The 14,819-nt window shown below is 64.4% G+C and carries 12 protein-coding genes; 6 read left to right on the top strand and 6 right to left on the bottom strand.

Translation table 11 applies throughout. The annotated features are described in order from the left end of the window. Positions 1-1,044, bottom strand: a complete 1,044-nt coding sequence (locus QAZ47_RS22315) for an aldo/keto reductase (protein WP_278230735.1) — start codon at positions 1,042-1,044, stop codon at positions 1-3. Positions 1,045-1,305: 261 nt separating this feature from the next. On the opposite strand from QAZ47_RS22315, the gene ppk2 reads away from it, so the two are divergent. Next, positions 1,306-2,226: a polyphosphate kinase 2 gene (ppk2, locus tag QAZ47_RS22310; RefSeq protein ID WP_278076991.1), complete on the top strand. Its 921-nt coding sequence runs from the start codon at positions 1,306-1,308 to the stop codon at positions 2,224-2,226. A 242-nt stretch (positions 2,227-2,468) separates the two neighbouring features. Here ppk2 and QAZ47_RS22305 read toward each other — a convergent pair whose 3' ends face one another. The 4 genes from QAZ47_RS22305 to QAZ47_RS22290 form a co-directional block, all read right to left on the bottom strand. Continuing rightward, on the bottom strand, positions 2,469-3,116 hold the full coding sequence (locus QAZ47_RS22305; RefSeq protein WP_278202828.1) for a dihydrofolate reductase family protein: 648 nt from the start codon (positions 3,114-3,116) through the stop codon (positions 2,469-2,471). A 146-nt stretch (positions 3,117-3,262) separates the two neighbouring features. Further along, positions 3,263-4,294 carry a porphobilinogen synthase gene (hemB, locus tag QAZ47_RS22300; protein ID WP_278202827.1) on the bottom strand — a complete coding sequence of 344 codons (1,032 nt, stop codon included), beginning with the start codon at positions 4,292-4,294 and terminating at the stop codon, positions 3,263-3,265. A gap of 174 nt (positions 4,295-4,468) precedes the next feature. Further along, positions 4,469-5,218, bottom strand: a complete 750-nt coding sequence (locus QAZ47_RS22295; RefSeq protein ID WP_278233844.1) for an autotransporter domain-containing protein — start codon at positions 5,216-5,218, stop codon at positions 4,469-4,471. 48 nt (positions 5,219-5,266) lie between these two features. Next, on the bottom strand, positions 5,267-8,434 hold the full coding sequence (locus QAZ47_RS22290; protein WP_278230734.1) for an autotransporter-associated beta strand repeat-containing protein: 3,168 nt from the start codon (positions 8,432-8,434) through the stop codon (positions 5,267-5,269). A 294-nt stretch (positions 8,435-8,728) separates the two neighbouring features. Between QAZ47_RS22290 and QAZ47_RS22285 the strand changes: the two genes are divergently transcribed. Further along, positions 8,729-9,556 carry a helix-turn-helix transcriptional regulator gene (locus QAZ47_RS22285; RefSeq protein ID WP_278230733.1) on the top strand — a complete coding sequence of 276 codons (828 nt, stop codon included), beginning with the start codon at positions 8,729-8,731 and terminating at the stop codon, positions 9,554-9,556. A gap of 21 nt (positions 9,557-9,577) precedes the next feature. Here the strand turns inward: QAZ47_RS22285 and QAZ47_RS22280 are convergent, their stop codons facing one another. Further along, the gene (locus tag QAZ47_RS22280) at positions 9,578-10,393 is read right to left on the bottom strand and encodes a DUF2066 domain-containing protein (RefSeq protein WP_278230732.1); all 816 of its coding nucleotides are present in this window, start codon (positions 10,391-10,393) and stop codon (positions 9,578-9,580) included. Between the two features lie 168 nt (positions 10,394-10,561). Here QAZ47_RS22280 and QAZ47_RS22275 point away from each other — a divergent pair, with 168 nt between their 5' ends. The 4 genes from QAZ47_RS22275 to QAZ47_RS22260 all read left to right on the top strand — a co-directional run bounded on the left by QAZ47_RS22275 (position 10,562) and on the right by QAZ47_RS22260 (position 14,682). Further along, positions 10,562-11,605 (top strand): 3-hydroxyisobutyryl-CoA hydrolase, encoded by a 1,044-nt coding sequence (locus QAZ47_RS22275; RefSeq protein WP_278230731.1) that lies wholly within the window; start codon positions 10,562-10,564, stop codon positions 11,603-11,605. Beyond that, entirely contained in the window at positions 11,602-12,024 is a 423-nt protein-coding gene (locus QAZ47_RS22270; protein WP_278230730.1) for a DUF6163 family protein, read from the top strand. The genes QAZ47_RS22275 and QAZ47_RS22270 overlap by 4 nt, the downstream gene beginning before the upstream one ends. Before the next feature lie 329 nt (positions 12,025-12,353). After that, the gene (locus QAZ47_RS22265) at positions 12,354-12,869 is read left to right on the top strand and encodes a MarR family winged helix-turn-helix transcriptional regulator (RefSeq protein ID WP_040983294.1); all 516 of its coding nucleotides are present in this window, start codon (positions 12,354-12,356) and stop codon (positions 12,867-12,869) included. A gap of 559 nt (positions 12,870-13,428) precedes the next feature. Beyond that, on the top strand, positions 13,429-14,682 hold the full coding sequence (locus QAZ47_RS22260; RefSeq protein ID WP_278230728.1) for a L,D-transpeptidase family protein: 1,254 nt from the start codon (positions 13,429-13,431) through the stop codon (positions 14,680-14,682). The last annotated feature ends 137 nt before the right edge of the window (positions 14,683-14,819 follow it).

Here is a 14,819-nt window from a genome sequence, read left to right as displayed (position 1 = left end):
TCAGATGACACTGCGATCAAGCACAAGATCGGCCGGGCCGAACCGGTCCTTGGCGGTGAACTGCTGGTGCCAGTATGGGTAAAGCACCGGTGGCCGGCTGACGGCGTCGAGCCGCAAGCGCTCATCCAACGACAGCGTCAGGCTTGCCGCGGCAAGGTTGTCCTTCAACTGGGTTTCATTGCGGGCGCCGATCACCAGCGAAGAAACGGCCGGGCGGCCGAGCAGCCAGGCAAGCGCCACCTGAGCCGCCGAAACGCCGCGCGCCTTGCCGATCTCGACCAGCACGTCGACGATGCGCCACAGCCTGTCCTCGTCGCGGATCGGCGGTTCCGACCAGCCGCCAAGCTGGCGCGCCGTCGGGCTATCGCGGCGGTATTTGCCGGAAAGCAGGCCGCCGGCCAGCGGGCTCCACACCAGCACGCCAAGGCCCTGGTCGACCGAGATCGGCAGCAACTCGTACTCCGCCTCGCGCGCTTCCAGCGTGTAGTGGATCTGCTGGGTGACGAAGCGTGGCTGATGATGGCTGTCGCTGATCGAGAGCGCCTTCATCACCTGCCAGCCGGAATAGTTGGAGCAGCCGACATAACGGACCTTGCCCTGGCCGACCAAGGTGTCGAGTGCGGCGATCGTCTCCTCCAGCGGCGTGACGCCGTCCCATTCGTGCAGGAAATAGATGTCGATGACATCGGTCTTGAGCCGCTTCAGGCTTCTCTCGCATTCGCGGATCAGATGGTGGCGCGACAGGCCTTCGTCGTTGGGGCCGCTGCCGATCCGCATGCGCGCCTTGGAGGCGATGAGCACATCGTTCTTGCGCTTGCCGCCGAGCGCCTCGCCGACGATCTCCTCCGACAGGCCATTGGAATAGACGTTGGCGGTGTCGATGAGGTTGATGCCGGCATCGATGCAGGTGTCGATGATGCGCCTGGCCTCCGAAAGATCGGAATTGCCGACGGCGGCGAACGGGCCTGTGCCGCCGAAGGTCATCGTGCCAAGCGTCAGTGTCGAAACCTTGAGGCCGGAACGGCCAAGCGTGCGGTATTCCATGTCAGGTCCTCGCGATTTGTTTTGAAAAGGCGCGCCGTGGCGGGCGCCGGAAAGAGGCGGAGGGTATTTGTAGGACAATTCCGGCGGCTTGTCGCCCCGCCATCGATACGGGCCGATCACATATCAGCTAGTCCAGTATGCTGGTCCGCGCTTGCAATAAAACCGTCATTGCGCATCTGTATCTCAGTCGGCTTACGGAGTTGCGTTTCCCGGGCCGGAACGCATCCGAGGCGAAAGTGGCTGGCAGGCAGGAGCTGCGCGATGAACGAACTCAAAACGAATTCCGGAGCCAAGGACTGGCTGGAAGCCGAGCTCGAGGACACGCTCGACGAGGACTATGAGCTGGAGATTTCCGAGCCCGCGCTCTCGCTCGAGATCGCCAGGATCTACAAGAAGTCGCATCCGCCCTCCATCGAGCGGATGACCTATTTCCGCGAGCTGCTGCGGCTGCAGTCGGAACTGATCAAGCTGCAGTCCTGGGTCGCCTACCACAAGAAGAAGCTGGTGGTGATTTTCGAGGGCCGCGACTCCGCCGGTAAGGGCGGCGTCATCAAGCGTATCACCCAGCGCCTCAACCCGCGCATCTGCCGCGTCGTGGCGCTGCCGGCGCCGACCGAGCGCGAGAAGTCGCAATGGTATTTCCAGCGCTACGTGCCGCATCTGCCGGCGGGCGGCGAGATCGTGCTGTTCGATCGTTCCTGGTACAACCGCTCCGGCGTCGAGCGCGTGATGGGCTTTGCCAATCCCGAGCAGGTGGAGGAATTCTTCCGCGACGTGCCGGAATTCGAACGCATGCTTGTGCGCTCCGGCATCACGCTGGTGAAATACTGGTTCTCGATCACCGACGAGGAGCAGCAGATGCGCTTCCTGATGCGCATCCACGATCCGATGAAGCAGTGGAAGCTGTCGCCGATGGACCTGCAGTCGCGCGTGCGCTGGGAGCAGTACACCAAGGCCAAGGAAGAGACCTTCGCCCGCACCAACATCAAGGAGGCGCCCTGGTTCATCGTCGAAGGCAACGACAAGAAGCGGGCGCGGCTGAACTGCATCGACCATCTGCTGCAGCAGATGCCCTATGAGGACGTGCCGCATGAGGAGATCACGCTGCCGGAGCGTGTCTTCAACCCGTCCTACGAGCGCCAGGTGCTGCCGCGCGAGCTTTATGTACCGGCGAAGTATTGAGGCGTATTACCTTCTCCCCGTTCACGGGGAGAAGGTGCCCGAAGGGCGGATGAGGGGGCGGCGCCCACCTCGAAAATTGAAGTCGGTAAATCGCTGCAGTCGGTCGTATTGTCGGCAAAATAACTGGATCGGTAGCGCCGCCCCTCATTGCCCTGCCGGGCATTTCTCCCCGTATAGTGACGGGGAGAAAGGGCCTGCCCCCAAGGGTTTCGCCAATCATCACAAGACGTTGGGTCTATTTCCTAATCCCTCCCGATCATCACATGCGTGGCATCGGCCGTCGCGACCTGGCTGGTGCAGCGGTAGCCGAGCTTCGGCATGTCGAGACCGGCGAAAAGATGCTCGCCGGAGCCGAGCAGGAGAGGCGAGATGGCCAGATGCATCTCGTCGATGAGCCTCTCTTGCAGATATTGCCGCACAGTCGAAACGCCGCCGCCGACGCGTACGTCCTTGCCGTTGGCCGCCGCCTTCGCCTGTTCGAGCGCCGAATGGATGCCGTCGGTGACGAAATGGAACGTCGTGCCGCCTTCCATGACGATCGGCGCGCGCTTGTGATGGGTGAGCACGAAGACCGGCACCTGATAGGGCGGGTTGTCGCCCCACCAGCCTTTCCAGTTCTCGTCCGGCCACTCGCCGCGGATCGGCCCGAACATGTTGCGGCCGAGGATCCAGGCGCCGACATTCTCGAAGCTGCGCACCGCGAAGCTATCGTCGATGTCGGTGGTGCCGCCCTCCTTGCCGATCACCATCTCGCGAAAGGTGCGGGTGCCGATCATCCATTTATGCAGGGCTTCGCCGCCGACGCCGAGCGGGGTTTCGAGAGTCTGATCCGGACCGGCGCCGTAGCCGTCGAGCGACAGGGTGAAAGCGTTGACACGCAGCTTGGACATGATTGCCTCCTAAACCAGTTGTAATGTGCAATCAGTTACGGAATAGCTTGACTGATTGCGATTTGCAAGCGGAATTTCTCTGGACGCCCAAAATCGCCCGGTGGGCTTACCTGGACAGCAAGACCTCAAAGGCGATGGGGAGGAGGTCAGCCCTTCAGCATCTCGGCCACGGTCGGCGCGAAATAGGTGAGGATGCCGTCGCAGCCGGCGCGCTTGAGCGCGAGGAGCGATTCCAGCATCGCCTTCTCGCCGTCGATCCAGCCATTGGCGGCGGCTGCCTTGATCATCGAATATTCGCCCGATACCTGGTAGGCGAAGGTCGGCATCTGCAGCTCGTCCTTCAGCCTGCGGATGATGTCGAGATAGGGCAGCCCCGGCTTCACCATCAGCATGTCGGCGCCTTCGGCGAGGTCCTGCTCGGCCTCGCGCATGGCCTCGTCGGAATTGGCGTGGTCGACGTAATAGGTCTTCTTGTCGCCCTTGAGCAGGCCGGCAGTGCCCACCGCCTCGCGATAGGGGCCGTAGAAGGCCGACGCGAACTTGGTCGCATAGGACATGATCGCGACGTCCTGGAAACCGTTGGCGTCGAGCGCGTCGCGGATGGCGCCGATGCGCCCGTCCATCATGTCGGACGGCGCGATGATGTCGGCGCCGGCCGCCGCCTGGATGACGGCCGCCGCGGCGACCTGCTCGACGGTCTCGTCATTGACGATGATGCCGTCGCGCAAAATGCCATCATGGCCGTGGCTGGTGAACGGATCGAGCGCGGCGTCGGTAATAATGCCGATCTCCGGCACCGCCTCCTTGATGGCGCGCGTGGTGCGGTTGATGATGTTTTCCGGATCGAGAATGTGCGAGCCGGTCTGGTCGCGCAGCGAAAGCTCGATATTGGGGAAGGTGGCGATCGCCGGGATGCCGAGCTTGGCGGCGCGCTCGGCTTCCTTGACCGCGAGGTCGACGGACAGGCGATAGACGTCGGGCATGGCGGCGATCGGCTCGCGCACATTTTTGCCGTCGACGACGAAGATCGGCCAGATCAGGTCGTTCACCGACAGCTGGTTCTCCTGCACCAGACGGCGCGACCAGTCGGCCTTGCGCATGCGCCGCAGCCGCCGGCTGTGAGTGATCTCGTCGACGCTGCGCGCGCCGGCAGGCTTTGCGGGGGTGAATCTGTTCATCGCCAAAACTCTCTTTTGGCCGCGCTTTTATCACGCGCGTTTGCCGCTGACCAATGCGACACGATTGTGCCAGCAATCGGAACGCCCATGGCAGCGGTGAAACAGGCGAGCGCGCTGTCGCGGTGGTGTGGCGCGGGCATCATCGTACGGCCACGCCGGATCCTCGTCAGGCGGTCAGAACCTGAAGCCGAGTTGAGCCTTGAAGCCGTGGTTGCGGGCGCGGCTTGCGATCTGGCCGGAGTAGGACAGGCCGAAACTGGCCTCGGGCGCGATGTCGAGGTCGAGACCAGCCTCGACAACGGCGGCATCCCGTGCGATCGGCGCGCCGGCAATGGTGAAGTTATTGCCGCCGGCAAAGGCGTTGACCACCAGCGGCGTGGTGTCGCCAAAGGCGTGACGCCAGCCGAGTGTGCCGCGCGCCGTCGCGCTGACGGTGCCAAGCGCAAAGGCGGTCGAGGCGCGCAGGCCTATCGTGGTGAAGGTGGCGTCGGTATTGGAGGCCTGGCTGGCGAGCGCCGCCGGGCCGTCCGTCTCGGTGAAGCCGTCGGTATGGACGTTGACATAGGCGAGGCCGGCGAACGGCTCGAAACCGATGTTGCCGGGCTCGATCCTGTAGCCGAGTTCGGTGAATATCTGTGCCGTTCCCGCGTCATAGCTGGCCGACGGTGCATCGGCGAAACCGGTGAAGGCGACCGATCGGGCCGCCTCCACATCGTGCCAGCTATAGGCGGCGCCGGCCCTGAGGCCGAGAACGCCCCATTGCCGACCGCCATAGACGCCCAGGTGATAATTGTCGCTCGATGCCGAAGAGGCGCGATCATCTACGTCGAAGGACGAGTGGCTGTAGCCGGCCAGCGCGCCGACGCGCCAGTCGCCGACCGGCGCATCGGCGCCGACGAGCAGGCCGCCGGTATCGTGATCCAGAGCCGCCGCATTGCCGTCGCCATCGATCTTGCCCCAAGAGCCGAACGCCTAGGCCCATACGGCGAAGCGACCGATATCGGCTGGCGCCGATACCGGTCCACCGTCGCCGTAGGCCATAACCGGCAGTGGCGAGGCAGCGACACCCTCGAAAGCGCTTCGCACCCGTGCCGTTGCCGCCTCGCGCACGAAGCGGCTGTCCTCCAGCATCGCGCCCTTGATCGAGGCATGGACTTCGCCGGAAAGCTGGTCGAAGGCGGCGCGCGCGGTTTCGCTGTCGGGCAGGCCGGCGATCGCGTCATAGACCGCATTGCCCTGCCCAAGGCTCTCGGCGCCTTGACCGGTGGCGCATTGGTTGCGGGTGGCGGCGACGTCACAGAACGCGACCTGGTTGCGCGTGACATCGAGATAGACGGCCCCGGGATCGTAGATCAGAGCGAGACTGACGAAGGGCGCGTTCTGGGTCAGTGAGCCAAAGGTGCCGGTGACGCCGTCATCGGCGGTCAGGATCGTATAGCGCGTCCCCACCGCATAGCCGCCTGGTGCCTTCAGTGCGAAGACCGTGCCGCCCTCTATCGTCGCCACGCCGCCAACGTCGATCAAATCGGAATTCCCGGCGGGGTCGATCTCGGCGACATATGTCGAGCCTCCGAGTTGAACATAGTCGCCGTCCACCGTCAGCGTGCCGATCGAATTGCCGGGCGCGATCACGCCGGCGACGCTGACGTTGCCGCCGATCGTCCCCGAGCCGCCGAGCGTGCCGCCGGTCTCGACGCCAACATTGCCTCCGATGTTGCCGTTCACCCGCAGTGTGCCGCCCTCGATCGAGGTCGGGCCGCTGAAGCCGGAATTGTCGCCGGTGAGGTTCAACGCGCCGGCGCCTGTCTTTGTGAGGCCGCCCGTTCCGGAGATGAGCCCCGAAAAGGTCGTGCTGGTGCCGTCGGCGCCCACGGTCAGCGTGCTGCCGCCGAGAAGGACAGTGCCGGCACCCGCGAGCGAGCCGATCGTTTCGTCGTCGCTCTCCACGCCGGGCAGCACGGTCGTCGGCCGGACCAGCGACAGCGTGGCGCCGGCGGCAATCGTCACCGCGGAACCGTCGGGAATGGAATCGCGCCCGGCGCCGACGGCAAACAGCGTGCCGGCAAGGATCTGGGTCGCACCGGTGTAGCTACTGTCGCCAGCCAGCACTTGGCGGAAAGTTCCGTCCTTGATGAAGCCGCCGCTGCCGGTGATGCCGCCGTAGAAATAGCTGGTGACCCTGGCCGAGTTCTGGCTGACCGTCAGATTGCCGCCGGCAAGCTCGACATTGCCGAAAGCCGTGTCCCCCGAGGATAGCGTGGCAATCGTCTCGTCATTTTGGATTCGCAAGTTGCCGCCGAGCAGGAAAACGGAGGAGGCGTCGCCGATCGCGTGGCCGCCGGCCGCCTCCAGCGTGCCGGCGAGGATGCGGGTGCCGCCGGTATAGCTGTTGGTGCCCGACAGCGTCAGCGTGCCGGCGCCGCTCTTGTTGAAGAGGCCATCGCCGCTGATCGCTCCGGCCAAAGCAAGATTGGCGTCGGTCAGGAACGTGGCGCCGTTGTCGCCGATGACGACTTGACGCGCGCTTGTGAATGAAGCCGTGTTCTGCAGCGTGCCGCCGTCCAATGTGAGACTGCCGCCGGGATCGCCGAGATTGGCGTCCGAAGAGACTGACAGAGTGCCGCCGGCAATGATCCACGGCGTGACCGCGTCCGTGGCGCCGGTCAGCCTCCATGTGCTCGAGCCGGTTTTCTCGAATATCTCGAAGCCTTGGTATTGCGAGCCGATGGCGGAGGCATCGAAGACGCCGTCGGCGGCGCCGCCAAGCGCCAGCGTATCTTGCATGCCGGCCGCGACCACGTTTCCGTTGACGGCAAAACCCCCATGCAGTTCCAGATGGTTGACGCCTCCGGTGAAGCTGATGGCGTTGGCTCGCACGCCGAGGCCATCGGCGGCAAAGCCGCCGCTGATCGTGCCGCTGTTGATGATGGTGAGATTCGATCCCGAGACGCCCTCGCCACCTTGGCCGGCAGTGCTCGCGCCGCCGGCCGCGCCGCCATTGCCGCCGGTGATCGTTCCGGTATTGGTCAGAAGGCCGGAACCGCTTACGCCGGCGCCGCCCGCGCCCCCGAACGTAGGCACCCCGTCAAGAACACTGCCGGCGTTTCCGCCGTCGCCGCCGGTGATCGATGCGCTGTTGCCGATCGTCGCCCCCAGCCCGACGCTGATGCCGGAGCCGCCCTTGCCGCCGTCGCCGTGTCGGCTGTCGCCGCCATCGCCGCCAGCGATCGTGGCTGCATTCCGATTGAAGATGACCGCATTGTTGCCGAGTTCGATACCCGCGCCGCCATCCCCGCCGCGGCCCCGGTCTCCTGTGACGACGCTGCCGGTGCTGTCCACGGGCGTGCTGCCGCCATTGCCTCCGACGATAGCAGCCGCGTCAAGGTTGGTGACGTTTGCATCGTTGCCACCTATGAGGCCGCTGCCGCCCTTGCCTGAGTCGAGGATATAGAAGCCCCAACCTCCGGCCCCTCCTTGCAGCAACCCGTTGCCTTGGTTGGTGACGGTCGCGCCGTCGCCTGTGAGAACACCGGCCCCGCCGTCGCCGCCGCCGGCGTAGTCGTGCGTCGCGCCATTGCCGCCGTCGCCGCCCGTAACTGTGCCGGCATTGCTGACTCGGCCGGGCGCGCTCAGCACCGCGCCATAGCCGCCGGCGCCGCCGCCTCCGCCGTAGCCGACCGCACCGCCTTTGCCGCCATTTCCACCTTTGCCGCCGGCCAGGGTCTGACCGACTTGGTTGTCGATCGTGGTGGTGCTCTCGATGCCATGCGCGCCGCCGCCGCCGCCGCCACCGCCAGGCCCGCCGCGGCTATAACCGGTGTCGCCGTCCTCGCCATCCGCTCCAGGCGTGATTCCGCCTGCTCCTCCCAGGGCTCCCGGCTGGAAAATGCCTCCAGAAAAGTCGCCTCCGCCGGTGCCGCCGGCCGCACCCGGACCACCGCCGCCACCGCCACCGCCGGAGCCAACTGGGGCATCCTGGCCGGAATCTCCCGGGTTGACGCCGCCGGCAACGCCGGGGCCGCCCGCACCCCCCGCCGCGAAAGCCGGCGACGGCTCAATAGAGGCGAAGCCGACGACGGACACCGTACCGCAGATCAGCAATGAGGCAGCAGAAGATCGCCAGAGGACATTTGCCTTCATGCCCGCGTCCAATTCCATCGCATCGGCCGCCCTCCGCTTTGACCCTGACAGTGTCCGTCCGAGGTCCCGGCCGCCGCCGGGAGCACCCCCTGGGCCAATGCTCGGCGGTCGCATTCGCCTCGACGCAAGCGGTGACACGGTGCTTGGGGAATTGGCCATTACCCGAACGGGTAGAGGCGGCCGAAAGCATGTCCAAGGCCCCGCTGCCTGTAGCTTTTCGGTCGCATCTGTGGCACCTTGGCAACAACGGATTTCCGTTATTTTTCAATGGACTAATGTAGCGGTAGCGTAAGCGTGGCTGACGAACTTCTAAAGGACGAAATCATCGCGCTTTATGCCGCCGAGCCGGATTTGGCCGAGCTGCCGGCCGTGCTGTTCGGCAGCGTCGCCCGGTTGATCGGCGCGGATGTCGTCTCCTATGCCGAACACCATCACCGAAGCCGCGAATTCCGCAGCCTGCTTTCGGTGGACGACGATCCGCAAAACCGTGCTCGTGCGGTCGAGGCGTTCGCCCGCCACATGCTCAGCCATCCGTTCTGGCAGTACGATCCGGCTTTCTATGGCGAGCGGGCGCTGCGCGAATCCGACTTCTTCAGCGACGAGGAGTTCTTCGGTCTGCCGATGGCGAAGGAAGCGTTCCTGCCATCGGGCGCACACCGCATGATGGCCGTGGTGATGGAGCATGAGGGCTATTCGCTTCTGATCGTCGGCCATCGCGTCGTCGGCCGGCCGCCCTTCAGCGACGAGGAGCGTGACCGGCTGCAAGCTTATCGCCCGCATATATTGCGCAGCTACCGGCAGGCGCAGCAGCGCACTCTGGCCAGGGTCAAGCCCGCGGAGCGGTTGGGGCTCGCTTTTCCCAGCCTCACCGCGCGCCAGCTCGAAGTCGCGTCCGGCCTCATCGAAGGCCGCTCCTACGAGGAAATCGCCTCCGCGCTCGGCATCGGCGTCGATGCCGTCAAGGCGCATGTCAAGGCGATCTACCGCACGATCGGATCGAGCAACGGCCGCGTCGCGGCAACGATCGCGCACACGGTGCTGCCTTTCGCCGTCATGCCTCCCTTGTGGAAGGTCGGCAGCGGCGCCTGGGGCGGGTCCGCGCAGCCGCGATCGTCAAGGTGAAGACGCCGCCGGAATGGCGGCTCACGGCTGCCCGTTGCCCGACAATATCTGCGCCGCTCCCCTCACGGCCACGCGAAAAGCCTCGTCGAAGCTGACGCCGCGCGCTTGCCATTGATAGGTCTTGCCGCGATCGGCCAGCCGCCAGTCGGCGATCCAGCCGAGTTCCTTGTCGCTCCACACGATACTGCCGGCAAGCGCCCGGGCCGCCCCCACATTTTTCGCGAGCTGGTCGAGCCTTGCCATATCCGCCGCCGGGAGCGCCTTCTCGTCCAACCCGGCAAGCTGCCTGGTTTTTGGAAAGGTGACGCGCATCAGCAGCGGACCGGTGGCGTTGGTGAAGGATTCGCGCATCGTTTGGCCGCGATCCTCGTCGGCCGTCAGCACGAAATGCCTCGCGCCCTGCTCGGTCGTGAGGAAGACGGCGAGCGTCTGCCGCTCGCCGTGCCAGGGCCTGCTGCCGAGTTGCGCCAAAAGCTTGTCGACTACCGCGGGCTTGTAAAGGCACGTCAGGTCGTGCGGCCTGTCATGGGTGCCTTGCTCGTCATGGATCGGAATGCCTTCCAGCCGGTCGTGGTAGCGGAAGGATTGGACGAAGTCGGCTGCCTTGTTGCGCAGTGCCAGCATTTCCGATTTCTGCGTCAGCCGCTGGTCGCCGGAAACCCTGACCAGCACCTTCTCCAGGCAATCCTTGAAGCCGATCTGGCGGTTCGGCTCGCCTGTACCGGTGACGATGGTCTGTGCCTGGTAGAGTTCCGCGGGCGTTGCGGCAAAGCCCGAGGGAGCTCCGAGCCATAGGAGGCCGGTCAATCCAGCCGCGAAACGAGAAAATCCAGGCATGTCGATTTGCTCGCAAATCTGTCGGGCCGCGCGGGCGCAACCCTTTGCCGGTTACCTAACACCTGGCGCGGCTGGTCGCCAGCGCGGCGATCCCGCCATTGACGCATCCCTATGCCGCCTTTAGCACTTCAATCCCCCTGGAAGGGCGGAGAGAAGGATTCTCTGGTGATGGATTTTGGCGGAGGCGACGAGATTCGCTTCGAGCGTTTGGGCAAGGCGGGTGTCGTCACGCTGACGCGGCCGCAGGCGCTCAATGCCGTCACCCACCGTATGGTCAAGGCGCTCGGCAGGGCGCTCGACGCCTGGGAGGGCGATGCCGGCGTCGCCGCCGTCGTCGTCAAGGCCGAGGGCAGGGCGTTCTCCGCCGGCGGCGATATCCTGCACATCTACGAGGCCGGCCGCGCCGGCAAGCCGCCGGTCGATTTCTTCGCCGACGAATACCGGCTCAACGCCCGCATAGCGCGCTTCAAGAAGCCCTATGTCGCGCTGATCGACGGCATCGTCATGGGCGGCGGCGTCGGCATTTCCTTCCACGGCTCGCACCGCGTGCTGACCGAGAACGCGCAGTTCGCCATGCCCGAGGTCGGCATCGGCTTCTTCCCCGATGTCGGCGCCAGCCACTTGCTGCCGGATCTCGGCGGCAGCTTCGGCATGTATCTGGGGCTGACGGGAAACCGCATCCGCTTTGGCGATGCACTGTGGTCGGGCCTCGCCACGCACACGATCAAGGCCGAGGACCAGGCCGGCCTGCTCGACGAACTCGCGACAAGCGGCGATCCGAACGCGGAGCTGCGCGATTTCTTCACCCCGGCGAAGCGCGAGACCGAGCGACAGGATCTGGATTCGATCGCGCGCCACTTCTCGCAAGTCTCGCTCGCCGGCATTATCGCCAGCCTTGAGGAGGCTGCCGCCACCGATGCCTTCGCCGCCAAGACCCTGGCGACGATCAGGACGCGCTCGCCGACCAGCCTCAACGTCGCCTGGCGCGAGATCAGCGCCGGGCTGACGCTGTCGATGGACGAGTGCATGAAAATGGAGTTCCGCATCCTCAACCGGATGCTTGCTGGCCACGACTTCTACGAAGGCATCCGCGCCGCCATCATCGACAAGGGCTCGAAGCCTGAGTGGCGGCCAGCCAGCTTCGAAGCGGTGAGGGCAGCCGATATCGACGCCTATTTCGCGCCGCTCGGAGCCGCGGAGCTCGAGCTGTGAGCGAGGTCACCTCCAGGCGCGTGGTGCTGCAGCCCTCGACCACCGAGGTCATCTTCGCCTGGTTCCAGCGCGTGATTGCCGGCTATTGCCTGCTCTTCGGCATCCTCTACTGGATCCGGCTGATCGGCATCTATCCGGGCGAGCTATGGCGCTTCGACCTGATGCCGGTGCACTGGCAGGTGGCCGCGGCCACGCTTGCCGTCTTCTTTCCCTTCGCCGCCGCGGGCCTCTGGATGCTCGCCTCCTGGGGACCGGTGATCTGGTTCATCTGCGCGGCGACCGAGACCGTCATGTATGCCGGCTTTCCCGACCTCTTCGGCCACCGGCTGCTGATCGTCGTCTCGCATGCCTGTGTCGCGCTGCTCTATATCGTCTTCCGGGTGATCATATGGCTGCAGAAGCGCCAGCTCCGGCAGTAATGCATGTCGCCCGAAAGTGGGCACCGGTTTCGGGAGAACGATATGCATCAAAGCAAATGCATGTCGCCCGAAAGTGGGCAGCGCCTTAGGTTGCCGAACGGCTCGGGGAACCTAGGTGCGGGGTCGGCGGTTTGCCCTAAAACCGTTGGCTAAATCTTTAGGTTAATTGTTCTTGCTCGTGTGACCGTTCGTTAAGCCTCTTTCGAAACCTCTTACCGGTAAGCTCTTGTTAGCCCTGGCGTTTAAGTCGAATTTTATGAGTATTCGATAGTGTCGCGATCAAGGTGAAGAACAAAAAATCACCGGGCGACAAACGAGAGGCAAAGACAATGATCAATTCGCGTCCGGCGGCGAAGACCGCCAACGTATCCGACGATCGCCGCGAGGCGATCCGTTCGCTGTACATGGAATCGCTGCAGCTGGTGGAGCGTCTGCATCGCCGTCTGCTTGACGTGATCAAGGACGAGTTCGACCGCAACGGCCGCTCCGACATCAACGCCATCCAGGCGCTGCTGCTGTTCAACATCGGCAATTCGGAGCTGACCGCCGGCGAGCTGCGCTCGCGTGGTTATTATCTCGGCTCGAATGTCTCCTACAATCTGAAGAAGCTGGTCGACCTCGGCTTCATCAACCACCAGCGCTCGCGCATCGACCGCCGCTCGGTGCGCGTCTCGCTGACGCCGAAGGGCAACGAGGTGGCCGACGTCGTCGCCGGGCTCTATGAGCGCCATGTCGGCTCGATCGAGGCGGTCGGCGGCATCAACACCGACGAGTTCAAGCAGATGAACCGCGCGCTCCAGCGTCTCGACCGCTTCTGGAACGACACGATCGCTTATCGGATGTAAGCGCGTTCAAACCTGAGACATCGAAGCCGCGCCGAAGAAGCGCGGTCCCCCGGGGAAGAATATGGGCCGGCGCCGAAACGCGCCGGTCCTTTCCTGTCACCAAGGGAATTCCAGCCTTGCCCAGAAGTCGTGCGTACCGGCTATGGTGCGCTGCAAGGGAAGCAACCGACTAAAAGCATGTCTCCCGAAGTGGGAGCCGGTTTCGGGATAAAGACATGCGTAAAATCAAAAACCTAAAGCGCATGGAGCGAATCTGAAAGATCGCGACGCGCTTTAGGGCCAGTGCAGAAAAGCATCGCTCCCATCTTTCGTCGTCTCGTCGAAGGCAAATCGCGGGCCAAGGCCACGTTGCCGCCATAATCGCGGTGAAAGCGAGAATGCGGGTGACGCTGCGGGCCTGCGCCTCCTGGAACCTGCCTCGAGGCTGTGCGTTTCCGGCAGCCGGGCGATGCGGGACATGGTTGGCTAATTGTTAAGATTGCCGACCCTAGAGTGCGGGCAACCCGCCAGTAGAGCAAACTGAGCGAGATCGAATACAGCTAGAATGTCTGGAACGTCCATGAGAACCAGCCGCCGTTTCTTCCTAACCGGAGCCTCTGCGCTCGCCGCCGCCGTTGTCGCCGGCCATGCCAGCGCGCAGGATGTGGTCGGGGATATCCTCAAATCCTCGACCCGCGGCAATTGGGACGATCAGTTCGACGCCCGCGCCAACAATACGAACAAGGTCGCTTCGACGCTGCCGATCTTCAGCCAGCAGACCGTCGCCTTCACCGAGCAGGCGGTGGCGCAGTACCAGAACATCGTCGGCCAGGGCGGCTGGGAGCAGGTTCCGGCGACCAAGAAATTGCAGCTCGGCGTCGACGACCCTGATGTCGTGCCGTTGCGCAAGCGGCTGATGATCTCGGGCGACCTGCCGCAGAGCGCCGGCATTTCGACGGCCTTCGATTCCTACGTCGATTCCGCGGTCAAGCGCTTCCAGCTTCGCCATGGCCTGCCGGCCGACGGCGCGATGGGCAAATACACCTATGCGGCGATGAACGTCTCGGCGCAGATCCGGCTCGGCCAGCTGCAGACCAATCTGCAGCGCCTGAAGGAAAAGGCCGGCACGCTGGGCAGCCGCTATGTGCTGGTCGACATTCCGGCGGCGCAGATCGAAGCCGTCGAGAACGACCGCGTCGTGCTTCGCCACACCGCGATCGTCGGCAAGATCGACCGCCAGACGCCGATCGTGAATTCCAAGATCAACGAGATCATCGTCAATCCTTACTGGAACGCGCCGGTCTCGATCGTGCGCAAGGACATCATTCCGCTGATGCGGAAGGATCCTAATTATCTCAAGGACAGCCACATCCGCCTGTTCGCGCCGGACGGCAGCGAGGTCGATCCGATGACCATCGACTGGTCGACGGACGATGCCGCCAAGTACCGCTTCCGCCAGGATCCCGGCGCCGGCAACGCCATGGCCTCGGTCAAGATCAATTTCCCGAGCCCGGACGGCGTCTACATGCACGACACGCCGCAGCAGAGCCTGTTCGGCAAGCTGATGCGCTTCGACTCTTCGGGCTGCGTGCGCGTCCAGAACGTGCGCGACCTCGTCACCTGGATCCTGCGCGACACGCCCGGATGGGACCGCCAGCATTTCGAGGCGGCGATCAAGACCGGCGAGAACACCCCGGTGCAGGTCGTCAATCCGGTGCCGGTCCATTTCCTTTACCTGTCGGCATGGTCGACCGGGCCTGGCGTCGTCCAGTTCCGCGATGACATCTACGGCCTCGACGGCAACAGCGAGCTGCAGATTACGTCTGCACTGTAAACAACTGATATTTCGAACAAAAGGCCGCTCCTGGAGCGGCCTTTTTTGTCGTCAGGCACGGGGACTGGACTGTAACCGCGGCACCTGTCAGCGGGAAGATCAGCCAGTTGAAGCCGCCTGTCTGGACGCGGCGCCGG

The organism is Mesorhizobium sp. WSM4904 (assembly GCF_029674545.1).
GTDB lineage: Bacteria > Pseudomonadota > Alphaproteobacteria > Rhizobiales > Rhizobiaceae > Mesorhizobium.
The sequence above is the reverse complement of the archived record's forward strand: the minus strand, read 5'-3'. Positions and strand labels throughout refer to the sequence as shown.